Annotated in this window: 34 protein-coding genes; 1 reads left to right on the top strand and 33 read right to left on the bottom strand. The window is 59.1% G+C overall.

Translation table 11 applies throughout. The annotated features are described in order from the left end of the window. Positions 1-94: 94 nt before the first annotated feature. From HV796_RS11790 to HV796_RS11755, 8 genes are all read right to left on the bottom strand, one after another. Positions 95-1,597, bottom strand: a complete 1,503-nt coding sequence (locus tag HV796_RS11790; RefSeq protein WP_246355811.1) for a 3'-5' exonuclease — start codon at positions 1,595-1,597, stop codon at positions 95-97. After that, on the bottom strand, positions 1,594-3,015 hold the full coding sequence (locus tag HV796_RS11785; protein ID WP_246355810.1) for a putative bifunctional diguanylate cyclase/phosphodiesterase: 1,422 nt from the start codon (positions 3,013-3,015) through the stop codon (positions 1,594-1,596). The genes HV796_RS11790 and HV796_RS11785 overlap by 4 nt, the downstream gene beginning before the upstream one ends. Before the next feature lie 98 nt (positions 3,016-3,113). Beyond that, entirely contained in the window at positions 3,114-4,352 is a 1,239-nt protein-coding gene (locus HV796_RS11780; RefSeq protein WP_175226658.1) for a DNA methyltransferase, read from the bottom strand. A 262-nt stretch (positions 4,353-4,614) separates the two neighbouring features. Beyond that, a complete protein-coding gene (locus HV796_RS11775; RefSeq protein WP_175226657.1) occupies positions 4,615-5,208 on the bottom strand; it encodes a hypothetical protein in 594 nt (197 codons plus the stop codon). A gap of 79 nt (positions 5,209-5,287) precedes the next feature. Further along, the gene (locus HV796_RS11770; RefSeq protein ID WP_175226656.1) at positions 5,288-6,079 is read right to left on the bottom strand and encodes a hypothetical protein; all 792 of its coding nucleotides are present in this window, start codon (positions 6,077-6,079) and stop codon (positions 5,288-5,290) included. Position 6,080: 1 nt separating this feature from the next. After that, positions 6,081-6,578, bottom strand: a complete 498-nt coding sequence (locus HV796_RS11765; protein WP_217477889.1) for a hypothetical protein — start codon at positions 6,576-6,578, stop codon at positions 6,081-6,083. Between the two features lie 136 nt (positions 6,579-6,714). Further along, a complete protein-coding gene (locus HV796_RS11760; protein ID WP_175226654.1) occupies positions 6,715-6,870 on the bottom strand; it encodes a hypothetical protein in 156 nt (51 codons plus the stop codon). Between the two features lie 95 nt (positions 6,871-6,965). Beyond that, positions 6,966-7,706, bottom strand: coding sequence for a phospholipase D-like domain-containing protein (locus HV796_RS11755; protein WP_175226653.1), 741 nt, complete (start codon positions 7,704-7,706; stop codon positions 6,966-6,968). A gap of 279 nt (positions 7,707-7,985) precedes the next feature. Between HV796_RS11755 and HV796_RS11750 the strand changes: the two genes are divergently transcribed. After that, a complete protein-coding gene (locus tag HV796_RS11750; protein ID WP_175226652.1) occupies positions 7,986-8,375 on the top strand; it encodes an HU family DNA-binding protein in 390 nt (129 codons plus the stop codon). 164 nt (positions 8,376-8,539) lie between these two features. On the opposite strand, the gene HV796_RS11745 is transcribed toward HV796_RS11750, so the two are convergent. The 25 genes from HV796_RS11745 to HV796_RS11625 form a co-directional block, all read right to left on the bottom strand. After that, positions 8,540-10,183, bottom strand: coding sequence for an ATP-binding protein (locus HV796_RS11745; RefSeq protein WP_175226651.1), 1,644 nt, complete (start codon positions 10,181-10,183; stop codon positions 8,540-8,542). A 299-nt stretch (positions 10,184-10,482) separates the two neighbouring features. Next, complete coding sequence (gene ybiA / locus HV796_RS11740; protein ID WP_175226650.1) at positions 10,483-11,010, bottom strand: riboflavin biosynthesis intermediates N-glycosidase; 528 nt, start codon at positions 11,008-11,010, stop codon at positions 10,483-10,485. Between the two features lie 9 nt (positions 11,011-11,019). Further along, the gene (locus HV796_RS11735) at positions 11,020-11,370 is read right to left on the bottom strand and encodes a hypothetical protein (RefSeq protein WP_175226649.1); all 351 of its coding nucleotides are present in this window, start codon (positions 11,368-11,370) and stop codon (positions 11,020-11,022) included. Between the two features lie 320 nt (positions 11,371-11,690). Continuing rightward, complete coding sequence (locus HV796_RS11730) at positions 11,691-11,909, bottom strand: hypothetical protein (RefSeq protein ID WP_175226648.1); 219 nt, start codon at positions 11,907-11,909, stop codon at positions 11,691-11,693. Positions 11,910-12,206: 297 nt separating this feature from the next. After that, positions 12,207-12,395: a hypothetical protein gene (locus HV796_RS11725; RefSeq protein WP_175226647.1), complete on the bottom strand. Its 189-nt coding sequence runs from the start codon at positions 12,393-12,395 to the stop codon at positions 12,207-12,209. 86 nt (positions 12,396-12,481) lie between these two features. After that, entirely contained in the window at positions 12,482-12,829 is a 348-nt protein-coding gene (locus tag HV796_RS11720) for a hypothetical protein (protein WP_175226646.1), read from the bottom strand. Positions 12,830-12,940: 111 nt separating this feature from the next. Continuing rightward, a complete protein-coding gene (locus HV796_RS11715; protein WP_246355809.1) occupies positions 12,941-13,222 on the bottom strand; it encodes a hypothetical protein in 282 nt (93 codons plus the stop codon). Positions 13,223-13,289: 67 nt separating this feature from the next. Further along, complete coding sequence (locus HV796_RS11710) at positions 13,290-13,751, bottom strand: DUF5983 family protein (RefSeq protein WP_175226644.1); 462 nt, start codon at positions 13,749-13,751, stop codon at positions 13,290-13,292. 171 nt (positions 13,752-13,922) lie between these two features. Next, entirely contained in the window at positions 13,923-14,336 is a 414-nt protein-coding gene (locus HV796_RS11705; protein WP_175226643.1) for a hypothetical protein, read from the bottom strand. Positions 14,337-14,635: 299 nt separating this feature from the next. Further along, positions 14,636-14,911 (bottom strand): DUF4031 domain-containing protein, encoded by a 276-nt coding sequence (locus tag HV796_RS11700; RefSeq protein ID WP_175226642.1) that lies wholly within the window; start codon positions 14,909-14,911, stop codon positions 14,636-14,638. 224 nt (positions 14,912-15,135) lie between these two features. Further along, a complete protein-coding gene (locus tag HV796_RS11695; protein ID WP_175226641.1) occupies positions 15,136-15,876 on the bottom strand; it encodes a hypothetical protein in 741 nt (246 codons plus the stop codon). 66 nt (positions 15,877-15,942) lie between these two features. Next, positions 15,943-16,944, bottom strand: coding sequence for a deazapurine DNA modification protein DpdA family protein (locus HV796_RS11690; RefSeq protein WP_175226640.1), 1,002 nt, complete (start codon positions 16,942-16,944; stop codon positions 15,943-15,945). 350 nt (positions 16,945-17,294) lie between these two features. Then, entirely contained in the window at positions 17,295-17,990 is a 696-nt protein-coding gene (locus HV796_RS11685; protein WP_175226639.1) for a hypothetical protein, read from the bottom strand. Between the two features lie 316 nt (positions 17,991-18,306). Beyond that, positions 18,307-20,046 carry an SNF2-related protein gene (locus HV796_RS11680; RefSeq protein WP_246355827.1) on the bottom strand — a complete coding sequence of 580 codons (1,740 nt, stop codon included), beginning with the start codon at positions 20,044-20,046 and terminating at the stop codon, positions 18,307-18,309. Beyond that, positions 20,046-20,384: a hypothetical protein gene (locus HV796_RS11675; RefSeq protein WP_175226637.1), complete on the bottom strand. Its 339-nt coding sequence runs from the start codon at positions 20,382-20,384 to the stop codon at positions 20,046-20,048. The genes HV796_RS11680 and HV796_RS11675 overlap by 1 nt, the downstream gene beginning before the upstream one ends. A gap of 114 nt (positions 20,385-20,498) precedes the next feature. Next, on the bottom strand, positions 20,499-20,963 hold the full coding sequence (locus HV796_RS11670; RefSeq protein WP_175226636.1) for an ASCH domain-containing protein: 465 nt from the start codon (positions 20,961-20,963) through the stop codon (positions 20,499-20,501). A gap of 9 nt (positions 20,964-20,972) precedes the next feature. Continuing rightward, positions 20,973-21,149, bottom strand: coding sequence for a hypothetical protein (locus HV796_RS11665; protein WP_175226635.1), 177 nt, complete (start codon positions 21,147-21,149; stop codon positions 20,973-20,975). Between the two features lie 454 nt (positions 21,150-21,603). Next, on the bottom strand, positions 21,604-22,098 hold the full coding sequence (locus HV796_RS11660) for a hypothetical protein (RefSeq protein ID WP_175226634.1): 495 nt from the start codon (positions 22,096-22,098) through the stop codon (positions 21,604-21,606). 401 nt (positions 22,099-22,499) lie between these two features. Beyond that, positions 22,500-22,994, bottom strand: coding sequence for a hypothetical protein (locus HV796_RS11655; protein WP_175226633.1), 495 nt, complete (start codon positions 22,992-22,994; stop codon positions 22,500-22,502). Positions 22,995-23,036: 42 nt separating this feature from the next. After that, entirely contained in the window at positions 23,037-23,261 is a 225-nt protein-coding gene (locus tag HV796_RS11650) for a hypothetical protein (protein WP_175226632.1), read from the bottom strand. 48 nt (positions 23,262-23,309) lie between these two features. Next, on the bottom strand, positions 23,310-23,975 hold the full coding sequence (locus tag HV796_RS11645) for a hypothetical protein (RefSeq protein ID WP_175226631.1): 666 nt from the start codon (positions 23,973-23,975) through the stop codon (positions 23,310-23,312). A gap of 10 nt (positions 23,976-23,985) precedes the next feature. Further along, positions 23,986-24,435 (bottom strand): hypothetical protein, encoded by a 450-nt coding sequence (locus tag HV796_RS11640; RefSeq protein ID WP_175226630.1) that lies wholly within the window; start codon positions 24,433-24,435, stop codon positions 23,986-23,988. 50 nt (positions 24,436-24,485) lie between these two features. Beyond that, positions 24,486-24,866 carry a hypothetical protein gene (locus tag HV796_RS11635; protein WP_175226629.1) on the bottom strand — a complete coding sequence of 127 codons (381 nt, stop codon included), beginning with the start codon at positions 24,864-24,866 and terminating at the stop codon, positions 24,486-24,488. Further along, positions 24,863-25,243: a hypothetical protein gene (locus tag HV796_RS11630; RefSeq protein ID WP_246355808.1), complete on the bottom strand. Its 381-nt coding sequence runs from the start codon at positions 25,241-25,243 to the stop codon at positions 24,863-24,865. Before HV796_RS11630 ends, HV796_RS11635 begins: the two co-directional genes overlap by 4 nt. An 81-nt stretch (positions 25,244-25,324) precedes the next feature. Continuing rightward, positions 25,325-25,678, bottom strand: a complete 354-nt coding sequence (locus tag HV796_RS11625) for a hypothetical protein (protein ID WP_217477888.1) — start codon at positions 25,676-25,678, stop codon at positions 25,325-25,327. Positions 25,679-25,854 lie beyond the last annotated feature (176 nt).

Genomic DNA, 25,854 nt, shown 5'->3' with positions numbered 1-25,854 from the left:
ACTCGAAGTTGAACAGAACGCCAGCTGACCAGAAAGCCGAATAGAGCGAGCATGCAGGGGGTGTTTCTGCACGGTCGCCTTCTGTGGCGATGCGCTACATCAGACACTCCTGCGGGGATTCGATAATCCGCGCATCTGCAAGCATCATCTTGAAGTTCTCCGCCAGCGGCGAAATGTCGAGCCACTGCCGGGCGCGCGTCATCGCCACGTAGAGCAGGCGCGTCTCTTCTTCCGCCTGCTCCATCCGGTTCGTCTCCGTGTCAAGGAAGAACCTGAAATCGCCTTCGACACGGACCGAGTCAAACTCCAGTCCCTTTGCTTTGTGCGCCGTACTGATCGTGATGTCCGCATGCCGATCCGGCACCGACGCTCGGACCATCTCCTCGAGCAGATCCGGGCCGTGGTCGTCGATCAGCTTCACGTAGGGGGCAATCTCGCGGCCAGCAAAAGTCTCGGCGTAATCCTGGACCTCCATCCAGTCGCGGAAAAGCGCCAGCGCCTTTGAGGAGTCTGGCGACACGCCGCACATGAGCTGCCGTGCCGCTTCACAGAAACTGCGGATCTCGGAGATATTTGCCCGAAGCGCTACGCGCCGGCCGGCGCGCAATTCATCGGCCATCTGGGCGACGGCCGTCGCGTTCGTTCGGCAAAGTACAGCCTTCACGGGAATATCGATGTCGTGTGCCTCGTCGATCACGACCGAGTGAATCGAGTCCTGTCCGCGGATAGGTGTTGTCTCGCCCAACTTTCTCAGTATCAGTGACGACACGTCCGCGATGCTTTTTCCAAACCGGAACGACTCGGTGAGCCAGGTCTCCGGCGCGACGACCCGCTGCATCGCGTCGACACTGCCTCGAAACTCCATGATCTGCTGGTGTGGATCCCCGGCGTAGATGACCTGCGCGTGATATTGTTTATCAAGGATGTCCAACATCACATCATCCCCATCTTGCGCCTCATCCTGCAAAATGTATCGCGCCTCTATCTCGGGCTGCGATAATTGCCAGATCTTCAGGTAGCCGTCGTGACTGAGGCGAAAGCGGCTCGTCGGGCTCTGGAACTCGGCCCAAAGCGCGTGCACGTAGGGCATCAAATCAAGCTGCACCTGCTCCATAGCCTGCCGCTCGATTACCGGGTTCCAGTCCAGATGCCGCACCGACGGAGCAAGGTCAGCCGACTTGCAGAAGCGGGCAACAGCGTCATTCACCATCTGCGCCAGATGGTATCCGCTCAACTCGACCATCCGCCCCATGATGTTCGGCACCACAATCGGCTTGAAACCCATCCGGAGGCCGAGCAGCTCGAGTGTCTCTGTCGTGTTGTTGATCTTGGCCGTGATGCCCGGTGGAAGGCTACGATACGCGAGTGCATGGAATGTGCTGCACGTTACTGACTTGGGCAGCCTTTGCCGGGCTTCTGCAGCGTTCTCCCGTCCGAAGACAAGATAGACGCCGGGCGTTCGCCCTTTGGTCGTCGCGATCATATTCAACAGCGCTGTCTTACCCGATCCTGCCCGAGCAATCACCTTGAATGTGGCTCCCGTCATGGAGAGATCGATAGCCGCGCCCTGTTCCCGGGTGGGCTTAAGCTTCATCATGCCGGCTCAGGTACGTGATTGCGAACGAACAACTCAAATTCCTTGGCATCCATCGGCTTGCCGAGAAGGTACCCCTGTACCTGATCGCACTGGAGCTCGCGCAGCTTCTCCAACTGGCTTCGCGTCTCTACGCCTTCGGCGACAACCTGCATCTTGAGCGTGTGAGCCAAACCGATGATGGCCGAGACTATTGCGTATCCCTCGGTGCCGTGATCGTCCAACCCGCGTGTGAAAAAGCGATCGATCTTCAACTGGCGTGCACGAAATCGTTGCAGATATGCGAGGCTCGAATAACCGGTACCGAAGTCATCGATAGCGATATCGAATCCCATTGCCTGAAATTCCTTAATGCTGGCTGACGTTTCTTCCGAATCTTCGATCGCTACCGCTTCCGTGATCTCGAACATGAGCCTGTTCGCGTCGACCCCGTGATTTTTCACGATGCTCTTGACCACCTGAACAAGGCCGGGCTGCTTTAGCTGCCGCGGCGACAGGTTGACAGCGAGGCGAACGGGCGGCAGACCTTCCCGGTCCCACTGCCGGATCTGAAGACATGCCTGCCGGATGACCCAGTTTCCGATCTGGTTGATGAGGCCCACGCTCTCCGCGATCGGAATGAACTCGAGCGGTGGTACTACGCCGAGGTCGTGATGCGTCCACCGGATCAGCGCTTCCGCGCCCCTGATTAACCGGTCATCTCCGCCGAATTTCGGCTGGAAATGCAACCGGAATCCATCGCTCTCCAGAGCGTCCTGAAGCGCATGCTGGATTTGCAGGCGCCGCAACGGGCTCGTCTGCATTTCCTGGCTGTAGTGCCTACATCCGTTACCCCCGGCTGACTTAATCACAGACATCGCACAGCTGGCGTTCTTGAGCAGCACATCGGCCGTATCGCCGTCCCTGGGAGCGGACGCGAGTCCGATCGACAAGGTGATCCGAAGCAGGTCCCCTGTATCAACACGAATCCCCTGCCTCGTGTTGGTCACGAGCATCTGTGCGAACTCGAGGACACGCCCGGACGTCGAGTGCGGCATGACGATCACGAACTCGTCGCCGCCAATCCTGCCGACCACGCAGCCAGGCGGCGCGACGCTGGCCATCCTGGCACCAAGTGCCCGAAGCAGACTGTCGCCGATCGCAACGCCATACGAGTCGTTAAAGGCCTTGAAGGAGTCGAGGTTGAGGTACACCACATGCAGATTCGAGGTAGTGGCAAGCGCTCGGTCAATCTCGTTCTGAACTCTGCGGAAAATGTCTTCCCGATTCGGCAGGGACGTCAATACGTCCGTCGAGGCGAGCATACTCAGTCGCCGCCGCGCTTCGTTCAGCGATGACGTCAGTTTCAAGCGATCACGTTTGTGCCAATACGCCAGGATGTAAATCGTCAGTGTGAGGGCAATCACAAGGATGGTGAACATGACGACATACCTGTCACGGTCCGGAAGAAAAGCGCGAGCAACGAACGTGGGAGCCGCGACGAGAAGGGAATCCAGCGTGCTAGTCACCATCACTGTCCTTATGCGGCATATCGAACCCCTTCCAAAGCTGCATGCATCTGGAAGCCTTCGAATTGCTCGAAATGCGTCGCGGATCCACGGATGAATTGCAGCATTTTCTCCGCCATCGCCCAGCGTCGGCCGAGGCGTTCGGCAGCCAGTGCCGTCTTGCCCGTTCCGCCGAACGTGTCGACCACGAGGTCCCCGGGTTCCGTCAGGAAGCGAATGAAGAAGTCGGGTACGCGCGTGGGCATCATCGCCCCATGCAGTGGGAGCCCGAGCTCCTTCGCACGCTGGCGATATGCGCGCGTATCCGCGCAGCCTGTGCCAATCTCGATGACATTGGTCGGCAATCGCCCATCGGTTAGCGTCCCGTACTGCCCCGGGCGATGAACCTGCGAGCCGTCACCGTACGACGCCGAGTGCCGGATGCCCCCGCTCGTCATCAGCTTGATGTGCCGGTCAGTATGTGGCAGCAGCACGCGACGATTGTTCGAACGGACCTTCTCAGGGTCGTTGCAGAACCAGTAGCAGAACTCGTAGCCCGTTCGAAGCTGAATCGGGTGCTTGCACGCCCACTGCGTCGGGCCCGGTGCCTTCCCAGACTTCCAGATAACGCGGTCCATAAGAACCAGGCCGAGACGATCTTCGAGCGCGCAGACGAGGCGTTCAAGGTACGTCGAACGTGCGGGTGAGCCTCGCACGAACGAGTCGTTCGAAAGGTTGATGACCAGCGACGCGCCGGCCGCCATATGAAGCATCAGCGGGCCGAGCGCAGAGCAGATGAAATCGACGTATTCCTGCAGCGTTGCGGGATTTCCGTAAGCTCGGGGCTTCGCCAGAAGGAACGGCGGTGATGTAAAAATCAGGTTGATAGGCTCGTCGAGGCCAGCGAACGCATCCCGGCAATCGCCGAAGATCGCGACGCCCAGCCTGGTCGAGAATGCGATGAGGCGAACCGCGCGGCCAGCCTCGTCCATCTTGCGCCCGGCCGCTTCGGTCAATTGCCAGATCCCACGCTTGCCCGCGACCCGCTCAATGACTCCCATGCGCTTGAGATCCTGCTGTCGCCAGCGCAGCACATGCGCGAGCGTCAGATACTCCTTTCCATCCTGGCCGATTGCAGTCTTCTTCTGGAGTTCAGCGGGGTCGATGTTCGCGCGCTCGGCCACCGCCTGGTAGAACTCGGCGTTCGTCAGCCGTCCATTCGGGGCGTCGGCGTAGGCACTTGCGGCGTGAGAGAAAAGGTCCAGTTGCATCGCTTGAAATCGCTCGATGGAATGACGCGCACAATCGGCGTCGACGACCTCAGCATGCCCGGGTCGTGGCGTATTTCTAGGTCCTGCGAGAACGGAACGTATGGTCCCGCAACGTACCAATTGAGCCAGAGATTCCTGTCAGGAACTACCACGAAATAGCGCGTATTCGCCGGCCCTTTCCCTGCGAAAGACATCAATCTGCCAAATATTAGGGTCTGATGTTTGTGCTGCCACACCGATGCACGGCATGCCCTGACTCGCGTCAGCCGCGCGTGACGACGCCGGCGGCCGGGTTCTGATTGAGTGCGACATTTGCCGCAATGAGGATGCGTCGCGCCATGTCCGGAGTCACGCGGCCCGCCCCGAGCTCCGAAATCAACGCCTGCATCATGGCCATCATCTGCGTCTCATTCGGACGAATCGCGTCCACCGCACGCAGCACGTCACCGTTTACGTCCACGACGGGAAGCAGCGTGTATCGCTGATACCTGAGCACATCTGCCGTTCGATTGCCCGTCGGATCGAGTTTGACGGTCACTTCCCCGTCTTCGGCAACGCCGGTCACGGTACCGAGTCGGCCGCGCGAGGCGTTTAGGGCCGATCTTGGCTTGAACGTCACGTCCGTCCGGACGCGCACACGACACCCTGCGTCGAGCGCAATCGCCTCTGAGAGCAAGTCGGGAGCCAGTACTCGGTCGACGGCCGCGAGCGCTAACGCATGTTCTGGGGCGTTGCCGCGTCGCATCCGCTTCCGGTTGCTCGAGCTGACCTCTTCAAAGAGGGTAAGCAGCGCGGCGGTCAGCGCGTCATACGGGTTGATGTGCGATGCTGGCGTCGACGTCCCCGCGCGTGACATGGGAGCTCGAGGCTTTTCGCGAGCGGGTGCCGCCGGGCAACCCGGGTCACTGCCCGCCGCGGCCCTCGTGTCACCGAGTTCAAATAGCACCGTGGTCATCCGCCGAACCTTCCTCCCCATCCACACTCGTCTGCCGCACGTTGTCGACCTCGCCTGGCCGGAGGATCGCGGGCTTGCCGTTACGATTTCTGGCGATCGCGCCGTTGAATAGCGTAGCCGCCTCGGCCAGCGTTACCATTGACTGGCTCTTTTCGTTTTGCACGACGGCGTCCAGAATACGCGAAGCGTCGCGCAAACCCTGGACGCGAGCCCGCATCCGAAGGTGGCTTTCCTGTTCAAGCAGCTCGAGGAAGGTGCGAAACATCTCGACGTCGTGTCCCTGTACTTCGAGCCCTTCACCTGGCGCAACTTTTTCAAGCGTCGCGCGAATCACGCGCGTCAGGAGCTCATCGCTGTACGACGCCGTGTGAGCTCCGTGCGTGGGGAACTCCCGCGGTGTCCACTCGTGATCGCACACGCGGCAGCGATGCGTCTGATGCGGACCCGGCTCGCAGCCCGGCGCGTCATCGTGCCATGCCATACAGCCCGGGCATCGCAAAGACATCACGACCGGGTTCAGCGCGCTCTCTTTCTCGTCGATAGCGTGCAGGACATTGCTCTTCAGATTGGGCGGTACATTGACGCGTCGATCGCCGACCTCGACCGATATCCGGTATTCGTCGGCCCGCCGAATCACTCCGCGCGTGCCGGCCTCCACGCCATCAAAATACGCCTTGAACTCAACGCGCACCCCCTTCCGGATCGCATCGTCGCTTTTGTCCGACTCTTTCTCGAAACGGCGCCGCCCTTCCACGTGTTTTCTATCGCTCAATTCATTCTCCAGCTCTGTTGCGGTTGTTGGCGTTGATCCTGGCCAGCAGACGTTTGTCGTATTCCTTTTGGTCGATGGGCCGCAATCCTATCAGCGCACCCGGATCGATTGCGTCCTTGCAGATGCATTGCATGCATAGTTCGTCTCCTGCCTGCTCGTTCGTTGCGGCACCGAAGGTGACTTTCCCGCAGATGCAGCACGGCACCAGCCGCACCATCGAGCAAATGGCATCGAAATCCGCAACCGTCGCATCACCCAGCTTCACCGACGAGCGAAACACCTTCAATTCGCCGAGATCGAGCGTGACCGCAACGTGGAGCGGCCATCCCAAGGCCGCCCATGTCGGCGCATGCACGCGTGCCGTCATAACACGAGCCTCGATCTTGAAGACCGTCTTATGCGCCGAGTCGATCGGCTGTCGTCGCGCAGCATTCTGCCCCCCCCTGTCGTCACAGGTCAGTCCGACAATGCGACGCTGGGGGGCAATCTGAATGTCCATGGGTCGATTCTGAGTTGGGCCGCATGAAAACAAGGGGTTCCGCGCCGGAAGCCGCCACCTGAAAAAATAGCCGGCGGTCACGAGGAACCGTCGGCATTCTCTGTGTGGATAAGCGGCCACCAAACCGCGATCCCGTTCAGCGGATACGTACACCCACGCCGACAACCGGCGCAGCGGCCACCGGCGTCGCGTATACCACCGGACCAGGCGCATAAGCGTAGCGCGCGGGCACAACGACACAACCCGCCAGGCCCACCGCCACCAGCACAACCAGAAACAGAACTCTCAGCATGACTTCCTCCTTTATGATTTCCCGTATCGAAGGGCCGGTCTTCCAGTTCGACCCGTCCGCATGCGCCGCTTAGAGAACGCCATCCGGCAGGGCCGTTAGCGCCAGGGGTGAGCGTTTTCCCACATGTACTCGAAGTCGGACTCGTAATACCCGGCGATCGGCTTGTTGTGCCAGTCGGCCCGCGCGTTCTCGTGACTGTACTTTTCCGCGCGCAGGGTGTAGTTCAACGAGCCTGTCTCCACGGTATCGCGATCCGCAATGGTGTATTTGTCATGCATCAGCGGTGCGTCGTCGACATACCGAACCTTCGCCCCGGCCTGCGCCAGCGGACCGGCGATCGACTTTGGATTGTTGAGGTTCTCCTTCGCGTCGACCACAATGCGAACATCCACGCCACGACGGACTGCGGCGATTACCGCATTCTCATAGCGCTTGTTGGTGAATTCGTATGCGGCGACATCAAGCGTTCGGGTCGAGCTGTTGATTACGTCGATCACGACGTCCATCGCACCCCGGTTCGGAGAGAAGCCAAGCTCGATAGTCCCCACCGCCTGGTACATCACAGCGCCATGATGAGGCGCGTTGCGCGCCGCCGCGTCCTGGTTCCCGCTGTTGTAGCTGTCATTGCCATAGCTTGTCTTGCGAAGACCACCACGCTCACGTGAAGGCTTCTTAAATTCGTGATTCCCGCTCAAGCCGCGCGTGCTTACGTCGCTCTGCGACGACGAGCCTGAACTGCGCCAGACACCCAGATCCTCGAGCGTCGAATCGATCAACCCGGCATGAGCGAAGATCGGCACAGTGGCCGCAACAAGCAAGGCGAACATTTTCTTCATAACTGGGTCCTTTGGTTATTTCCTGCAGATGGATGAATCGTACTGATCGACCAATCCCTTTCTAGGGGTGACGTCGTGTCCATTTTTACTTCCCATCAGGAAGCGATTTTCGCACAAGGCAGGCTGCCGGCCTCCAGGACGCGTTTCTGCGGAAAATTCGATGTTTATGCACAACGCTTGCCTGTGTAGACACCAGATTCCGGTCTTCCTGACGCTAGAATCAGTGCGCGCGGGTATTTCACCCGTCAGCGTCCTCAATGAAAAGGAGAATCATCGAGTATGGCAACCGCAAAGAAAGTCGCGAAGAAGGCCCAAGTGGCAACCAAGGCTACGAAGGCCGCCGCTAAGGTCGTGGGACCGGTGAAGGAAGCATTCACGAAGACATCACTCGCTGCACATATCGCGCAACAGGCTGGCGTCGAGCCGAGGGTCGTGAAAGCAACGCTCGCCGCGCTCGAGGCGACTATGCTCGGTGCCGTTCACAAGAAGGGTGCTGGTGAATTCACGTTGTCCGGTCTCTTGAAGATCACGGTCCAACAGGTTCCGGCAAAGCAAAGGCGCTTCGGAAAGGATCCGTTTACCGGCGAAGAACGCTGGTTCCCGGCCAAGCCGGCGACGGTCCGGATCAAAGCTCGCGCTCTCAAGAAACTGAAGGACGCGGCCGCCTGAGCCCTCGTCGCATCATGGGGAGTCTGCGGGCCAGGCTTTAAGACTGGCCCGCGGTCGTTTGGGGGTGGCACTTTCCTGCATTGCATGCGACCGCTGCCCCTCTGCCTCGCAGACAAAAAAAGCCCGCGCACGAATGCGCGGGCCGATGGAAGGACGGGTACTGGTCAACCGGCAAAAGCCTCAACTTGTTCAATAATCGAGAGTTGTCCCGTCTTCGACACTTGAAGGATGAAACGCGTATCCCGGACCGTTTCCGTGTCGACGAATAGATCACGCAGGAGATCGTCTAGCAACTCCTTGGGGCTTACGTTACGGGCCTGCTTGATCCAACGACGGTACCGGGCCAAGCTCGCGTTTCGGCGATCCTCGTCTTCACATTCATCCTCTGAGAAAGCGTGGAATTGCTGGACACCCTCTCCCATGTCGCGAACTTTCAGCGGCGTATAAACTGTCACCTGGTCGACTGTCCCGTTTTCGTCAGGACACGCGACGGAGATCTCGTGGTCGTCGACGACGACTTCACCCCAAATGCCGCTGATCGTGATCGAGTCGCAAATCCGGAAGTCGAAGCTGTGGGTCTCGTAGTCCGACCCGGCAACCGTCCCCTCGTTCACGATGTCGTAGCCGACCTGGAGATCATCAAACCGCGGAGCATTTAGCAACCAATGTCCCTTCGGAAGCGGCTCGGCAATAACGAGTGCTTCGTGACGCATTGCATATGCGCGTTTCACACCGCTTTCGTCATCCTCCTCCAGATCGACATACCCACTACCACGGACCACGCGAATCTCGCCACGCTCGAATACATCCCGATGGATGGGCTCCAGGTCGCTGCCGAACTGGTACTCGTAGATCTCGTGCCAATGGGCATAGCAGAGCACGCGCACCAGCTTCGGCAGTACCTTGGCAGGCACAACGGGATGATCCCGAAGCAGATCCGGTGCCACGCACGCAGCCGCGTCCCAGTACATCTCCACGAAGGCCTCGGCGTCCAGCTCACGCTGCCTTTGCGCCAGCATCGAGTGGGCGAGGGACTCGACCTGCTTCCTGATTTCTGCTTCCTTGTCAGCTTGATCGATCAGGCAATTCCGATCCGGAAGCTTCGCGTGAAAACGGGTGCTGTCGAGGTGAACGATTGCCACCGGGTTTCGACCGTAGAAGGTCGGGCCCGAGACCTGTATGCCCTGGAGGTACACGGCGATGCTGGAATTTGACCCAAACCCGGCGACGTCGGGCACCCGCACGGCGCCGATGGGCGTTCGTACGAACTCGCCCGAATCAATGGCTTCCGGCCGCGGCAGAACGTCCCCATTGAAAATCACGGGAATCTCGTAGCCCCGCGCGATCACCTCCAGAGCCGACTTGATGCGCGTCTCGTCAAACGTCAGGTCGGCCAGCGTTAGCTTCGTTCCGGTCGTAACTGTCCCGGACACAACGGTCATGTCGTGCATGTCGAGCAATGCTCGCGTCGGCGCATCGAGCAGTTGCCCGCACGACTCTACTCGCAGATGAGAGCACGCGAACAGCGCGCTGGTGAACCCTATGCCGAAGGGGCTTTCGAGCGATCGGGTCTTGTTGTCCCAGCCGCTCTCGGCGATCGTGAAGAGTTTCTGGAAGTCAGCGATCCCGTGGCCATCATCGACCACAGTCAGGGTCTTGCCTTCGAGCGTCAGTTCCACCTTCGTGGCGCCTGCTCGACGACTGTTTTGCATTAACTCTGCAATGAAACTCGAGAAATTCGAGAACGCGAACTTCAGGTTCTTGACGAGATTTTCCTGATTGACTGCAACACGTACGTTCGAGGTCATATCTGCTCTGAAAAAAAATGCGAAGCAGACGACCCACGCGGGATCGAATGCCTCGCGAGGGTAAAACCGGTTACCTTCCATCGTTCGATTGGGAGGCGTCGGTCAGGGAAACTGCGAGCGGATCGCAGTGGAAAGGAAGGCTGGTAGGCCCAGCTACCGTACGTCTACCGGAGACTATACAGGCCGTGCGAAGTTGTGCGTACCGACACTTGTCGGAGATTTTGGCGAGGCTTTCGAGCGAGTACGGCGGGCGAAAAAAAACCGCCGCGATGACGCGGCGGGTTTGGTGCAACACGAAACTACTGCGGCCCGTTATGGCCATTCATAAACATCCGTTCCTCGACCTCGTCCATGAGCAGACCTCGAACCTTTATCAACGCCTTCCCGAGTAGGTTCGTGCCGAGCCACTGATTCTGATTGAGAATCCGTGGGTCGTTCCAGGCCAGACCAACGCCCCAGATGCGGTCGTATGGACTGGCCTCAACGAGCACCGTGTTTCCTGTCGCGATCAGCTGAGCCGCGAGATCCGCGTTTTGCCCGAACTTTTCCCGGCACCCCACGGTGACGATCGACTCGCGCTTTTCGACCCAGGCAGACTCCTGGAACCCCTTAACCACACGGCCGAGCTTCTTATGCGTCCGCGGATCGGGCACCGCCAGAATTGCCTCGGCGGTACGTCGATCATCGAACAACATCGCTTTCGCGTACATCATGAACTGTTCGACGCACGTGAATTGCACTCCGCGAAACTCAAAGCTACAGGGATGCCAGTTACTGAGTGCGTCATCCGCACCGAAGAAAAGAGTCATTCCGTTCAATTGACGCACGCCGCCTCCTCACTCGATCTCGACAATTCTGAATAAGCCGTCGAACTCCAGCTTCGGAAACTTCGATCGCCACGCGCGGACCTCGCTCTCCAGTTCATCAAGGGAGCGCTGTGCAGCCCTTTTCTCGCCATTCTGTGCGGCAAGCATAGCTCGATATGCTTGCGCTATAGCGGGACCAAGACCGGGGCAATGCATCTGTGCTCCGCCCGACGTGGAGATACGCACGCCTTCGATCGCCCTGCCGTGCTTCGGAGCGACTTGAACGTACCAGTCACCATTACCCCCGGGAAAAATCACAAGCGACCGCTGCTCTCCATCAGGAAGATCCCTGTCATCGGTCACGTACATCGCTTTTTGCATTTTGCTGCTCCTCAAAGAGCGAGACATTCCCAGAAGCGGGAGGTTGGCCCGCACGGGTTTAATTACAATCAACCTGCCGGCTCTCCTGGGAGTGCGACGGGTTGGTTCTGGTTAATGATGCGTGCCGGAAGAATGCACTGTTCGAGCTTGCAGCATCACCGACCTGCGACACCCTTCGCTCCGACCACTCGCCCGAAATCGACCTGCTCGTTCACGACGCCTGCCACTCTGTCTCCAAGCATCTGCAAAAGTGCTTCCGGCAGGGATAAAGGAATGTCGAGGCCGTGAAAGTGGTGACCTTGGGCGTTCCTGGTTGTCAATCAAAAGCCTTCCGCCGCTCCAAGACTCCAGTAGTTCTTTGCGAACACAATCGCCGTGTTCTCCACAGCAGAACGCTCGGAACCGAGCGGCTCGCCGGCTGACCGAAAATAGAAGTCCAGCAACTCGCGCAGACGCGCTTTCGTGCGTGCGCCAGACAATGCAAATACCTCGAGCGCACATCGCACGTAAAGCGGATAAGTCGTTTGAGAAATAGTCATGCTCATGCATCCTGGTGATGCGAGCAACAATCCCTTCGCGGGGATTGCAACCCGCGTGGGTAAAGACGGTTACTTGTTGGGTGCCGAACGCGGATGCGATCTTCTCCCGCACGGGAAGCACGTCGAGGTAACCAAAGGGATAAATCTTGCTGCCAAGGGCAACCGGTCAGAACGACCAACGATGAAAGCCAAAATCCGGGCGGATTGGCCATTGGCTAAGTAACGGCTAGCTACCGGATCAAGGATCGGTTCATAGTGTACCGCAAATTTCCCGCCCGGAAGCAGTGAAGACCTGGTTCAAGCTTGGCCCGACCGGCCTTGCGGCAGCATTTCGTTCAAACGCGCGACCATCAACTCGACAAGTAACTCGGCATCGCGGGTGGCATCAACTGCGTCGCGTTCGAGCAGAGCGCGAAGCGCGTTCTTTAGCCAGTACGACGTACTGGGTGAGTCGAGAACCTGCTGAATTCTTTCGGCTGAAGTCATGATAGGGATAGGTGTTGACTCAGGAGGTGGTACCAAAGCGCTAAACAGCGGCGCTCTGGCATCGGATCGACGAAAGTCCGTGAAAACTACTCTGCGTTACCTCTTTGGGCATATCGCGCGATCATGTGTCGGGCCCGGCCGGGCGTGAAATCACCCGACCACTCCAGACCAGACTCACGGACCTTGTCACGGACGCGGTTCTTGAATGACTCGCCGCGCTCTTGTACGTGCATCGCGCAATGCTCGTCTTCCACCGCAAGAGTGAAGGCGAGATCACGGATGGCCCGGTCCAGCTTGAGCTTCAGCCGCCGCTGATTATCGAACCGCTTGCCGAGAATTGCCGCAACCACGGCAGCTATTACTGTCGAGATCAGGGTGAAAAAACCTCCAATGAGCGAGGCTTGGACAGCCGGATCGTGCAACTGAAGATGCATTTAGTATCCCTCTATAAAAAGGGGAGGGGCCATGCACCCCGGAGGGGACACGCCCCTCCGGGTAGAAAAACAAACGCCTCAGGCGACGGCGTAATACCGTTGACCGTGCGATCAGCCGCCATACCGATGGTAGGCGCTGTAGCGTGCTTCACGCATCACGCGCTGCTCACGATCCTTCTTGGCCATGTGGCGGCCGATCGCGCATCCTGCCACCGCGCCGAGGATCGCATGGTGGCCTACGACGTGGCCGACCACGGCCCCAGCGGCGGCTCCCTTCATGCAGCCTTCGGCGCGCACGGCAGTCATGGGCACGCTCACAACCAGCGCGATTATCAGAGCCTTTACGGACTTTGCTTGTTTCATCACTTTCCTCTCAAAAAAAATGTTTTTCACAGTGGCTTGCGGACATTTTTTTACTCTACGCAAGGCGAACGTGCTCGCAAGCCCCTGCGTTCCGTGCTTACCAGTCGTACGCTGTCAGCCCTTCCACATCGGAACCGTCGGCGTCGAGCTGGATCCACTGAAAGCCTCGTGCCGTCGCCCATGCCCACAGCGCCTGAAGGTCGGCCGGCACCGGGCAGCCCTGGCTCGCGAACGTTTCCACAGACCCATCGGACGGCACAGACAGGAAGAACCCGAACTCATATGACCCGCAGTAGCACCACGGGTTGTTATCGCCCTGGCCTTCCAGAAGATCGAGGGTTTCACGCGTGATGTGGTTTGTCGCGATGCGTGGGCAGACGTTGAGATCCGAGAACGCAATCTCCGACTTGCTGTACAGGATCTCCGCCGCAGCTACGGCTTTGTTCCTGGCTGGAACGTCAAGTTCGTCGGAAGCGCCGATGCGGCCCTGCACCTGATCTTTCGACATGGTGATCAGAGAACGCAAAAGCTCGCGGGAAATCAAAACCAGACTGGACATGTTCTGCTCCTGGGTACATGCGGAGCAGACGGCCCGCGGGCAGAAAGCCCCGCGAGGGATGTGCCGGGTGTCGGCGGAAGAAAGCCATTGCTGGCTAGTCAGGCTGCGTGCGGCCAGCTACCGGATCAGGGATCGAAACTGAGTATATCTGAAATTTCCTGTCAGGAAGTATCAGCCCGTAACGGCCGCTGCCGAATCCCGAACACACTCTGCGAGCATCAGGATCAGCTCAGCATCACTCGGAGTCGCCCCAGGACCGTTACGCAAGGTTGGAACGTCCCGGGCGTAGATGCTGCGCAACACATCAATGACCGCCACCCAGGAGCGCTTCTGATCGGCCATTTGGGCGCCATCAAGTGCATCTTTGCTGATTTTCTCGATACATTCAGCGACCTGAAAGGCCACGAGTACGAGATGCTGTCGCTGTGCCTGTGCACCGGAACGTAGTGAGTGCGCGAGATGATCCAGCTTTTCAACGGTCAGCGCTAGAGCCCTTACCAGCCTGCACAGCAGATCCATGTCCAGGTTGCTTTCCGGCGACTGGAATGCCGCGGCGGAATCGATATCCGCGATCAGCTTTGGCATGAAGTCTCCGTCCGGCAAAGACCACCGACCACTAGTTCGAGCGTTCTCCCGAATCGCTTCGAGACTCCCGCTTGTCATCTCCGCGGACTGACGAAGACTCCTTAGCACCCAAGCTGCGTCGTCAAACCGGAGCATGTCCGCTGCATCGTGCTCCAGCCAGTCGGCCACCTTGACGCCCGTGCTGAGCAGAGCCCCTAACCGCTCATGACCATATATTGCGCTCCCGTTGATTGCTTTGAGAATCTGCGCCTGACTCACGAACAGACGAAGCGCTATCGTACTTATATCCATAACTGTGTTTACGTAAAGATATCCGAAACTGCGTTTCTCGCGATCCGCCTCGCAACCCGCATCAATTCCCGTTGTGTCACGGCAATGGCACCGTTCGCAATAGCTGCAGCGCGCTGTGCCTCGATGACATCGTAGTGCGGATGTCTTGCGCCTGTGTGGTACCAGCAACGGTTGATTCCCACGGCCTGCGCGAAGGCGTGCAGTTCATCGAGGGAATCCGCAGTCATGTGGAAGCGTAGCTTCCCCTTCCACACGATTCCCGCATCGTCGACGTAGACGGCCATGCCCTCCTCCTCTCGGTTCCCGCGCCGCTACCATGGACGGTCAGCCAACACTATTCGGAGTGTACGAGGATCAGCCGCGCAGAGCCCTCCTGAAACGAGCGCCAAGCGATGGCGCATTCGCTTACGAGCGAGTCCGGCCGCATCAATGAAAACGCCCGCTGGCCTCCATAAGAGACGCAGCGGGCGGGGTTTCGACAAGCGTAGCAACGCGTTACGCCGTACCATCAGACCGACACGGCCGCCTCTTCGCGTGCCGTGCGGATGCCGATCAGGTTTCCGGAATCCACCTCCAGAGCATATACCTCGGAAAACGTGCCGTTCGCGTTGAAGCGGACATGGAACGTCACCTTGTGCAGGTCGGCTTCCTGAGCATCCTCCGGATACTCGAGATAAGCGATCCTGGTGTAATCGGCCTCGTCGCCGATTTCCCATAGATCGTGGTCGTGCACGAAAACGCCGTCGCCGAAGTCGTATTTCTCGAATTCGGCTTGGGCGAGCTCACGCTTGGCCTCACGGTAACCTGCCAGATACTCGGCTGCGCAGCTTGGGGCTCCGGCCGGTTGGCTGGCCGGAAGGCCCTCCTTTGCATGGCGATAGCCATCTGCCGCGAACGTGCTGCGCTGACTGACTGCAACAGGCACGACCGGCGCCGCGGTAGAGTTCGCTTCGACAGCCTGTCCCGAATTCTCCGGTTTGACGAACAAGTCCCCGCCCGGATCGACTTCGCGCCAGATGCCACCGAATGCGTCCGGTAGCGACTGGTTGCCACGGATCGCCACGTACCAGACGTCGTCCAGCGGCGCCGCGTCCGTCACGACCTCGCCACCGCAGAAGTCACAGACAACGTTGGCTATCCCGGTCATGAAGCCACTGAACGACTCGTGGCTATCCACCTCTCCCGCATCTCCGGTCAAGAGTTTCGCGACGATTTCCGCGAGCTGCTGCGGGTTAATTTGCTTGGACATACATGCTCCTGAAAAGATGGGGCATGCTCCCTCCGGAGGATGCCCCGGAGAGGGAAGAGAAACGACTTACGTCGCTTCGAAGAACGACAGGCGAAACTGATCACCCGCCTGAGGACGCATGCGAGCTTCGGCCGCCCGCATCCAGTTAGTCATTTGCGACGATCGGTGGTCCATCGTGTTAGAAATCCCCTTCGCAAACGCGCTACGACGAGCGCCGTAGTCGTACGCCATGCTGTCACATGACGCCACGAAGGGGTACATTTTCACGCGATCAAGCGCCGCTCCTTTTACCCCGAACAAGTGCAATTTCGTTTTCTTGGGCAGACGAGATTCCAGTCCGTCGAGGATCGCGAAAAGCCCATGCTTCGGGTGATGAAGTGACCTTCTACACACTGATCCGAGACCCATCAGCGCCGGAGGTGCCAACCAACCATGCCGGTCCCACACTTCCATCGTCAGATCGAGGCTTTCTGCGTACTCCTCGCAGGTCCACCCCTGGATAACCGGAACGGGAGCACGAAGGTCGTTCGCGACGGTGCTAGACGATACATCCTTCGCGTATTCCTGCTGCCATGCCTCGATTATCTGTAGCAGAGCCTCGAGCATAGTAGCCGTTGCCCGTATGCGCCAGTCCGTGTCGATTCCACCATTGGTTGCATCGGGTTCGCAACAAAGGTCCATACTTGCGAACCAGCGAGGACGCAACAGATAGGCAAGCGTCAAGAATTGTGAGTAGGACCAAGGATACAATCCACCTACGCCATTCTGCCGGCCCTTCGCTTTAAAATTTTGCCAGGCAACATAGCCTGCCGAGTCGAGTGCGACGTTGAGCTCCTGCAATGGCGAGCACTGCGGGATGTCGAACTGCCCAGTCTGATAGTTGAAGAAGGCATTGGCCGACACCATCACCGGATAACCGTAATTGAACGCATGGATAGCGAGTTTGCCTCCGCGGTGCGGAATCCCCACTCGCATCTGCAGTTCGTCCGGCGGCCACGCGTTGATCTGGTTGTCTGGAACGACGCCCGTTGGACCAAGCAACTGGACAAGGTCGAAGTCACTTTTCATGTGTTACTCCTGATGAAGGGAGCACACCCCATAGGGATACGCATCCCTATGGGTGAATGAAAAAGGCATGACGAATCCATGCACCAACCGGTGCAGGACTCGCAAAAATGTGCTGATTAGCCCCGCCAACATGGCCGGCGGAAAGCCCTGTGCAGGCTGAAGATGGCACGGGCGTGCCAGGCTGGATAACGGACCAAGCTGCCGGGCTGGAAAGCTAGCGATGATTATAGCAAAATTCTGGAGAATAACTTCCTGATGGGAAGTTAGATGAGTCTTCCGGGTGACGCGTGGACAACGCAACCCGACCGGCCGGAGCAGGTCGGATCGCCGTAGAAGGAAGCGCCGGTTTATTAGCGGCGCCACCCTCCGTAACCACCCCAGCGCCCGCCGTAGCCGCCCCAACGACCTGCGTAAACTACCGGGTGCCCCCAACCCGCGTACACCGTAGGTACGGCAACCTGCACGACCGGCGCTTGCGCGACGTAGGTGGTCGGGTACACGTACTGCACTGGCGGCGGGGCCACGTATTGCATCGGTTGCTCGATCACTACCGGGGCCGGTTGCGGCTGCGGAGCATAGTACTGCTCCTGCGCGTAGACCGGCTCCGGGTCGGGTGGCGGAGCGTAGTCGACGGCGGGCGGAGCGTACGCCTGGCGGTAGTTCACGGGTGCCGGCGGAGGCGCAGCGCGCAACGGCTGTTCGACCACAGGCTGCGTCGCCACAGGGCGTACGACAGCCGTGTCGTGGACAGCAGCCCCGTGCGGAATTGGCGGCAGCACCGAACCCGAAGCCTTCTCATCGTCGACCTTCTGCATCGCGCGTCCCGTGAGAAGACCGTTCCGATAGGCACGCGCCTTGTCAGACATCGGTGCGTTCGGGTCTTCCTTCATCCCGTCAACGTTCACCTTGTACTCGTTAGGCGACAGCGACGGATCGGTGCCGTAAGCCTCCTCCGGCCCATCCGCCCAAGCCGCCCCCATATGCGTCACGCCGGCGATCACCAGCGAGAACGCCAGCAGGGAAACTCGCCCCTTCCTCATAGCCATACTGAACCTCTCAAGTTAGAAACGCGGCGTGGAGCGTCATGCGAATGCCCCACCTCGCGCGACACGTGAACCTGAACATCCGGTTCGCCACGAACCTCGCAGACAGCCGGCCGGAATCGCGCAACGTTGGCCCTGCAGGATTCGATGCCCGCTCCTCACGAGCCACAAGCACTTCGGTACGTAGAACGCACGATCCTGATTCGCAATCTAACAACCTGCAAATGCGAAACAAGCCCCTTCGATTGTGGGTACGCGTGAAGCAAGAGGTATTTGGAGAATGGAGAGAGTCAGCGAATTCCGGTTCGGAATCTGCTGGTCAGTTGAAGAGCTCTTCCTGCTCAGTCGGCATGGTCGACTGAGGCGAATCGTCCCCGGAGGTAGCGCTAGCCTTCGCCCTGCCTCCTATCTTCGCGAGGTAGCGCTCGACCAGGCGCATCACGTTGCTCATGTCGTCATCGACTCTCTCGACACCAAGGTGCGGATCGACAATCTGGCGGGCTTCGCTCGCCTTGATGCCGAGCACGTCCATGATCGGCGGATCGCTGCCCTCTTCGGATACCAGGAAAAAGGCCGTCACCGGATGTTCCTGCCCTTCCCGGTCAAGCCGCCAGATCACCTGCTGGTGAATACCGGGTGACCAATCGAGTTCGCCGAAGATCACAACGGAGCAACGATGTTGCAGATCGTCCACGCCGGCGCCTGAACGCAGGGACATGATGATCACGTCCGTGTCGCCCGACATGAATCGATCCTTTTCGGCGTTCTTTTTCGCAGCCGTTTCGCTGCCCGTGTACATCGCTGGACGGAGGTCCTTCAGCTCCTCCAAGAGGATCTCGTACACGGCACGATGCCACCCCATCAGCAGCACTGGTTCACCGGCCGCTACCATGAGACGCACAAACTGCGCGACGGATTTTGCTTTCGACACGCCAGTCGCCTGCCGGACCATCATGTCAAGCTCGCGCGCTGCCTGGCCGCGCTCAACGAATGCCCCTGTCGTTGCCCGGATCGCGAGGCGCCGTGCCATCTCCTCGATCGACGCTACCGCTTTCGCGTCGTAGTCAACGTACTCAACGATCCTCGAGACCTTCGGCAGTTCCAGGCCGACATCGGACTTGAGGCGACGAAGCATGACATGCTGTTCGCGCAGATAGGTGCCCAGCGCCTTCGGATCTGCGATGTGACCTCTATTGTCGACCCATTCCCGACTGAAATCCTCGTATGAGCCGAGTACCGTGTCGTCGATGAACTGCATGACGTTCCACATCTCGACGCCATAATTATAGATAGGGGTAGCAGTCAGGCCGAGGTGGTAGAGTGTGTGTTCGTAAAGCACTTTCGCGGCACCGCCCTTCGCCGTACCGGTACCGGTGCGCAGACTTTGCGGTTCGTCGACGATCATCGCACGGAAGAAGCCCGTTGCGAAAATATCGGTCCAGCCGAGAATCTGGCTTATCCTGAAAACGTAGACGTCCGCAGGCGGAAGGTCGTAGGGCTTCGCCTGCTTGATGATGTGAACCTTCAAGTTCGTGAAGGCCTGGATTTTGTCCCTCCACTGTTTCTGCATATGTGAGTCCACCACGACGGCAGCGGGCAGTGCACCAGGCTCCGCACACAGGAAACCAGCAGCGGTATACGTCTTCCCCAAGCCTCCCTCATCGCCGAGCAACAATCCACGCCGCCGGCGGACTAACTCAATAGCCTGCTGCTGATAGTGACGAATGACCTGACCTTCTCGCAGACCCGGAATCGTCGGTGCGACATAGTCGGGCAGAAGAATGCGCTCGAGCTCGGCCTGCTGGATATCGAACAGATCCTTGCCTGCCATCAGCGCGGCCTGATCCTCGACGGTCAAATGCAACGGGTATCTGGCCAGAAACCACTCCAGATCAGCCGCGACCATCAGATCACGAGGTAGCTCGAATGGGCCGGCCGACTGTTTCGGCACACGGGGGAAAAGGTGCTTGAAGCGGATCGCCACGTGCGGCTCGAGGCGTGAGACTTCCCACGCCTTGCCGTCTTTGATGAGCCGAAGTTCCCCGAACGTCCGCCGCATCAGATCCACCCACGGCTCAAGGAAGCCGCATAGACGGGCTTGCCGTTGATCTCCGACGGCAGACCCATTACGATATTGGATGCTAGGACGATCGCAGTTACGTCCGGGCTTTCTGCGTATCGCGAGATCTGCTTGAAGATGTCGACCTTCCGAGCCTTGTTGCGCATCTTGCATTCCACAGCGACGCCACCCGCAATCAGGAAATCGAGAATGTCCTTGGGCGAAATGCGCTTCTCCCGCTCAAACGTCACCCCTGCCTTCTTGAAAGCGCTTTCGACATCTTCCTGCAGATGCTTCTCCGTCGAGAGGTCAAACCGATGCCCGTGAAGCAGACGCACGATCTGCTCCGGGGTGTGAGTCGGCGCTGACGTTGATTGAGACATGAGATGACCGTTCGGTGTGGTATGCGGCGAGTCTGCGCGATCGCGTCGTGGATTCAACCCCTGGCCCGTTCAAACCGTCTCAGCGAACAACTCGTCTGGAACGTCGAAGAACCCTTGCATGCCGCGAAACGGCACTGGCTCGGGAAGCAGACGCGGCTGGTCCGCCCGCCAGGCAAACCGGCCAGCCGAAAAGTCCCCAAAGTGGCCGTGATCCACAACCTGGTCAGAAGGCACGCTTTCCTTGAACACTACGCTGCCGATGATGCAGCCGCGGGGCATCTCACCGGCTGTACGAAAGCCCGCCGCGAGCATCGCCCGGAGATACCGGTCGAATGCCTCTTCCGCCAGTGCACCTTCGCTGCGCCCGCTCACATACTCGGCGAGCTCTATCAGGTCTCTCGTCGCCTTTGCAGCATGGATGGCTACACGCGTTCCAACGATCGTGCGTGGAAGGCGCCAACCCCGCGTTTCGTAGCGCTTTGGGCCTACAAGAAGGAGCGAGGCATGTGGTTGCCAGATCGAGATGGCTTTCACGGTCGAAGCTCAGATCTTGTCCTTGCGCGCCGCCGCCGCGCGCCCGGCCCGAGGTTTCGTCTCGACCTGGATCATCACTACTTTCCCTAAATGGCTTTTTTCGCGGGTCGCCTTGCGCTTGATCCGCTTGTTCCGGTCCGCGCTGATCACGATTGCGCCGACACCGACTACAGTACCTCTTGCCATGATCACTCTCCTTTCACGAAACTACGTTTGCAAAGAAAAGCCTTGCCTCCGTTTATCGCGCGACAAAGGCATCGGCCGCGAAGTTCACCCTGTACCAGCAAATACGAGTGGTTGAGGACGGGTGTGGTGATGACAGATCATCCGGATATGCCATTACCGCATCTGTCCCGCGCTTGTTTCAGATCCGATTCATTTGTTTGTCGCGTACCTTCCTGATCACTTTTACCCGGTCAGTCTATTCGGCGGTCCTTCAATTTCTAGTCCCCGCGTTGGACCACGCAGCAATCAAAAAACCCGCGTGCCTTTCGGCAACGCGGGTGCGGGGTTCTCACCGCCCGGCGGACGTCGAGACCAACAGTACCGGGACCGCAGTTTCAGGGCGAGTCGCTGTCACCGCCGGGTTCCCGAGGGGAAAGACCCGAGCCGTTGATCGCACTCGACCGTCCATGCTTTCTCAGTGACGCGTGTGGACCGGCTGGTCGTCACGCAGTGTGCCAATCAGGATCACGCTGAGCAGCACTTTCGCGAAGTTGCGATCGCGAAGATACGAGCGAACGACCTCGCGTTCGATTTGGCCTTCGTGCTGCACGCAGATCGCGTAGCACTTCCCAATGGGATCGTCTTCGATGCGAATAAAGCCATCGACGTGTTCCGAACGGATTCGGAACTCAAGAGCCGCGTTGAACGTGGCGAAGTCATCGTCAACATCACGATAGACCACGCTGTTCGGATGCACGCCCGCCTTTACCATCGCTGACCAGACGGTACTGCCGCCCGGGGCGTCATGAGACTCCAGAAGCTCGATCATGCCGACCAGCCGTTTCGACTTCACGTCGTCACGGCTGATCGGAAGACGCAGATCAGCGAATTCCGCAGGGGAAAGCGCGGACAGATCGCTGACAACAGCTGCCTCGCCGAGGCCTGATGCAAGGATGGAGTGAATCGACATATCCTGCTCCTGAACAAGTGTTCGCGAAGCAAGTCCCGCACGCAGGATTGCCCCGCGGGGTGGGTGAAATAGAGACTGCCGGGAAACCGGCTAAACCGATAGGCGTCAGAGAGACGCGCCAGAGGCTGGTGACGTCCAGCTACGGATCAAGGATCGACTTAAGTATAACGGTAGTTCTTGTCAGGAAGCAAATTGACAAAATCCCGGGTGATTCAGCTTGCGGCTTCGGGCGAGTGTGCAGTGGGCCGACCGGATCACTCAGAGAGCTTTGCGACGTTGCTGACCGCCAGCCGGCCAGGCGTATTTCTCACCATTTCGCTGCGAACCAAAGGCGTTGGTCTGCGCGTTTCTACTTGCCAGTTGCCGAGGCCGCAAACTGAACCGCTACTCCATCTACTACCTTAGTCGTATGCTTGTTCGGCCGAAAAGAACAGCGCCTCATAACCCTGCACGTAGACGAGGTGCAGATCCTTGTCCACTGTATATCCACAAGTCTCGAACCAGTATTCAACGAGCCCTGTCAGACTCTCACTGAGCACAGTGAGGTCCGTACATACCCTCCGAACCTCCGGGAGCTGACAGAATTCCGCATGGGCCTTGGAAACGGCCAGAAAATCCTCGCTCATTCTGACGTGAGTACGCTGCCAGCAGAGCCGGTACTGGAACGACACCTCACGTGGCCCGATCAAGCCAAACTTGTCCGGCCAGCCATCACTGTGATTTTCGACGACCCCGGCCGGGGGATCACGCTCGATATCGCTGAGCTGCGCGAATGCCGCGTCGTTGGCTTTCAGCCATGCAGAAAACACTTCGGACCTCGGGTCGAGCCACATCGCATCCCGCGCGTAGCTCTCGATCAGCTTCAGCGCGTGCTCGCGCGCCCCACCGAGCATCATCGCGGCAATAGAGACGGGGAGCCAGTCGTCCTTCCCGACCGCTTATGAGAACCGATCTTCGCCGTCGATGTAGCTGAACGACATGCTGCCTGACTCTGCTCGAGAATAGTCGAAACCGGCTTGCGCGTCCCTATGTGCTGGTGGAGGCGGTTGAACTGCGGCAACTGGCTCTGTTGCTGGCACGGTCGGCGCAACGGGTTGACGCTTCTCGTAGCCGAAATGACCGAACAGGCGGTCGAGTAACGAAGGTTCGTGCAGATCACTCATGAAAGGATCATCTCACTGGTTTGAGGGCGGATCTCTTGCGCCGTCGGATCAGAACAGGTCTGTCTGTGCCGACGTGTCCGTCGCGGACATTCGTCGTTGGGTCCGCGCAGCCGGAGTTACTTGAGAGGTGGCCGACTCTTGTCCTGGCGGCTTGCTCCTGTCTGGAGTCGGAGTGTGCACGGTCCCGCCGGCACGGAGCATATTGAACAGGGCGAAGACGGCATCGACCGGATTGGCGTATGCGACCGGCTTGCCGGGCACAAACCAGCCGGAGTTGTGTGCAATCTCGGCGTTGAACCGGCAACCGAGTTCCGTCGCGAGCCCGCCAATAGCTTCTTCAACCGAGCCGGCGGCCGGGCGCTGCGTCGCAATCGTGAGAACGGGTCTGGGCGAGGCTACATCGAGCGACAGCCGAGTGCCGTCCCGTGGTGGCGCCGACCCCTCGAAACCTGCTGGCGGGGTGCCATCGCCTTCCGGTTCTTTCCATGCGACGAAGCGGGCAAAGTCCTCGTCTGAGATCCATCGTTCCTGCGTACTCGTACCGGAATCGATAATGACCTTGCGAGGGTTGATCCTGTGCGAGAGCACATAGCCGGTCACCTGAAAGTCGACGCGCTCCATTGCCCGCAACGCCCGCGCGATCGCGTCATCGCTGACACGACCCTGCGGGGGATACGTCCGTTCTGCCGGGACCGGAATCGGAGCATCGCTCAAATCGGGCCTCTTACCGTGATTTGCGGTTGGACGACGTGGCCGGTGGTATATCCAGCCGCGAGACCGTGATCAGGTAGGGGCCCGACAGGAAGCTCATTTCCTTCCCGTCGAACGACGCCCAGACGTCCTGGCCCGCATTCAGATCGACGGCCGTGGCCTGGTCAAGAGCGTCCGAAACCTGATCCTTCACGAAGACGGTTGCGTTGATCACCCGCTTCATCTCCGGGCCCTTGATGCAGAACTGCTCGCGGGTCGGTACCACCTTGTCGGCCTGCTTCACGTTTCGCACCGCGCCGTAGTAACATCCGTCGCTTTCAACCTCGGTGTCGAGAACCGGAATGTTGTCAGCGAATTTCTGCTGATTCGTCACGTATCCCGCAGTGACGACCACGTGCCATTTGGCGGCGTACGCAGCGCAGCACATCGTACTGGCCAGAAGTGCAACGATCAGTTTCCTCATATTTCCCTCGTAACGGGCTCGTACTGCCCGGATGTTGAATGCGACCCGCACTAGCGCAGGAGCTTCAGACCGCCGATCGCGCGATGGGCGTCCGTCCATCCCTCCCGCCATGCCTTGAAAGCACGACGTTCCAGCCAGCGACGGTAGGGATTTTCGGACAGCGATCCACCACCGATACGCGACCGAAATCCTTCCCGATTCGCCTGACCGATCAAGGTCGTCATCTCGGTCCCGCCCTTCACCAGCATATGCAAGCCATAGCCAACAAGGCAGATACCCGCTGAAAGCGCTGCAATACCCGCGTCGACGCCCACGGTGCCAACGAGAAACTTCGCCGCGCCTTCCATCAACAGGCCACCCAGCCCCACGCCGAAAGTCGCGAACGGCGAATGTCTGATCACCCACGAATCGATTTTCTTGAACGCCTTCATGGCGATCCTCCTTTCAGTCCGGATGTGCCCGCCTCACTCTTCTGGATCAGCTCAAGATCCAGGACATCCATGAATTCCTTGAGACGCTGCCGTCTCTGCCGCGGCCGCAGATCGAAATCCACCCGGACGTGGTCCTCGAAGGGCCGGTCGCACAGGCTGTTGATCGTTCCGACCCATCCGGCACGCCGGGCAGGCTCCGACTGCGGGAAGTACCGCGTCTTCACCCGGTCCGAAACACGAACGCGGTCACCGGGCTGAAACGGATGTACCGCGGACGGCTCGCTAATTGCGTGCAGACCCGCGCGTCCGCCTGGCTGCGATACCTTCTGCAGCGTATCGATCCATTGATCGACAGTAGCTATGTGTTCTTCTTCCACCGGCCTCTCCACGAAAATGCCCATTCATGTGAGGCTAGCAAGGCACTTCCCGAAAACAAGTCCCTCGAACGAACTCATCTATCAAGTGGTCGACGACGGTGATTCCGCGATGACATGATATTGATCGCCGAGTTGCTCAGCGAGCAGTGCGGTGACTTCCCGTGCCCGAGTTCCGTCTTCACGATAAAGCGCCACGTCGTTGGAGACTAGCCGGTCCGCTATCCACGCTGGATTCGCCTCCCGGCAGGCGACACGATCGTCGGAACCGGAGCGACGGAGAACGATGCGATCGCTGTTGTGTCCGTGCCCATAAAAATGCAGCGCCCCGACAATCTGCTTGAACAATGACGCCGGAAGCGTCACGGTTGAGTCGTCAGGCGACATGATCGGAAGCGGATTCTGATCAGCGAGTCGTCTGTGAGAAAGTGTGGTCATCGTATCCATCCCGAGCTGGAATTGCTGCTGTCAACACGCCGCAGCGGGCCAGCAGAGACGGATATCGCGAGCGTTTTCTGACCGGCCAGCGTAGCGTATCGACCGAGCATGATCCAAACAACTCTGGATCGTGCTCCATCTCCGGGGGAATTCGACGCATTTAGGCCAGTGGTACG

Origin of the sequence: Paraburkholderia humisilvae, assembly GCF_902859855.1 — a bacterium.
GTDB classification, from domain to species: Bacteria; Pseudomonadota; Gammaproteobacteria; order Burkholderiales; family Burkholderiaceae; genus Paraburkholderia; species Paraburkholderia humisilvae.
This window is presented reverse-complemented; position numbering and strand designations above follow the sequence as displayed.

Excerpts from the sequence above, each read along its gene's own strand:
- HV796_RS11695 (WP_175226641.1), bottom strand. The coding sequence starts at position 15,876 with ATGTCCAAGCAAATTAACCCGCAGCAGCTCGCGGAAATCGTCGCGAAA.
- HV796_RS11685 (WP_175226639.1), bottom strand. The coding sequence starts at position 17,990 with ATGGCTATGAGGAAGGGGCGAGTTTCCCTGCTGGCGTTCTCGCTGGTG.
- HV796_RS11745 (WP_175226651.1), bottom strand. The coding sequence starts at position 10,183 with ATGACCTCGAACGTACGTGTTGCAGTCAATCAGGAAAATCTCGTCAAG.
- HV796_RS11710 (WP_175226644.1), bottom strand. The coding sequence starts at position 13,751 with ATGTCCAGTCTGGTTTTGATTTCCCGCGAGCTTTTGCGTTCTCTGATC.
- HV796_RS11680 (WP_246355827.1), bottom strand. The coding sequence starts at position 20,046 with ATGCGGCGGACGTTCGGGGAACTTCGGCTCATCAAAGACGGCAAGGCG.
- HV796_RS11700 (WP_175226642.1), bottom strand. The coding sequence starts at position 14,911 with ATGGCCGTCTACGTCGACGATGCGGGAATCGTGTGGAAGGGGAAGCTA.
- HV796_RS11750 (WP_175226652.1), top strand. The coding sequence starts at position 7,986 with ATGGCAACCGCAAAGAAAGTCGCGAAGAAGGCCCAAGTGGCAACCAAG.
- HV796_RS11780 (WP_175226658.1), bottom strand. The coding sequence starts at position 4,352 with ATGCAACTGGACCTTTTCTCTCACGCCGCAAGTGCCTACGCCGACGCC.
- HV796_RS11655 (WP_175226633.1), bottom strand. The coding sequence starts at position 22,994 with ATGATGCTCGGTGGGGCGCGCGAGCACGCGCTGAAGCTGATCGAGAGC.
- HV796_RS11650 (WP_175226632.1), bottom strand. The coding sequence starts at position 23,261 with ATGAGTGATCTGCACGAACCTTCGTTACTCGACCGCCTGTTCGGTCAT.
- HV796_RS11755 (WP_175226653.1), bottom strand. The coding sequence starts at position 7,706 with ATGAAGAAAATGTTCGCCTTGCTTGTTGCGGCCACTGTGCCGATCTTC.
- HV796_RS11760 (WP_175226654.1), bottom strand. The coding sequence starts at position 6,870 with ATGCTGAGAGTTCTGTTTCTGGTTGTGCTGGTGGCGGTGGGCCTGGCG.
- HV796_RS11730 (WP_175226648.1), bottom strand. The coding sequence starts at position 11,909 with ATGACTATTTCTCAAACGACTTATCCGCTTTACGTGCGATGTGCGCTC.
- HV796_RS11690 (WP_175226640.1), bottom strand. The coding sequence starts at position 16,944 with ATGAAAAGTGACTTCGACCTTGTCCAGTTGCTTGGTCCAACGGGCGTC.
- HV796_RS11660 (WP_175226634.1), bottom strand. The coding sequence starts at position 22,098 with ATGTCGATTCACTCCATCCTTGCATCAGGCCTCGGCGAGGCAGCTGTT.
- HV796_RS11665 (WP_175226635.1), bottom strand. The coding sequence starts at position 21,149 with ATGGCAAGAGGTACTGTAGTCGGTGTCGGCGCAATCGTGATCAGCGCG.
- HV796_RS11765 (WP_217477889.1), bottom strand. The coding sequence starts at position 6,578 with ATGGACATTCAGATTGCCCCCCAGCGTCGCATTGTCGGACTGACCTGT.
- HV796_RS11705 (WP_175226643.1), bottom strand. The coding sequence starts at position 14,336 with ATGCCAAAGCTGATCGCGGATATCGATTCCGCCGCGGCATTCCAGTCG.
- HV796_RS11725 (WP_175226647.1), bottom strand. The coding sequence starts at position 12,395 with ATGACTTCAGCCGAAAGAATTCAGCAGGTTCTCGACTCACCCAGTACG.
- HV796_RS11640 (WP_175226630.1), bottom strand. The coding sequence starts at position 24,435 with ATGAGGAAACTGATCGTTGCACTTCTGGCCAGTACGATGTGCTGCGCT.
- HV796_RS11635 (WP_175226629.1), bottom strand. The coding sequence starts at position 24,866 with ATGAAGGCGTTCAAGAAAATCGATTCGTGGGTGATCAGACATTCGCCG.
- HV796_RS11625 (WP_217477888.1), bottom strand. The coding sequence starts at position 25,678 with ATGACCACACTTTCTCACAGACGACTCGCTGATCAGAATCCGCTTCCG.
- HV796_RS11790 (WP_246355811.1), bottom strand. The coding sequence starts at position 1,597 with ATGATGAAGCTTAAGCCCACCCGGGAACAGGGCGCGGCTATCGATCTC.
- HV796_RS11775 (WP_175226657.1), bottom strand. The coding sequence starts at position 5,208 with ATGTCACGCGCGGGGACGTCGACGCCAGCATCGCACATCAACCCGTAT.
- HV796_RS11785 (WP_246355810.1), bottom strand. The coding sequence starts at position 3,015 with ATGTTCACCATCCTTGTGATTGCCCTCACACTGACGATTTACATCCTG.
- HV796_RS11735 (WP_175226649.1), bottom strand. The coding sequence starts at position 11,370 with ATGCAAAAAGCGATGTACGTGACCGATGACAGGGATCTTCCTGATGGA.
- HV796_RS11720 (WP_175226646.1), bottom strand. The coding sequence starts at position 12,829 with ATGCATCTTCAGTTGCACGATCCGGCTGTCCAAGCCTCGCTCATTGGA.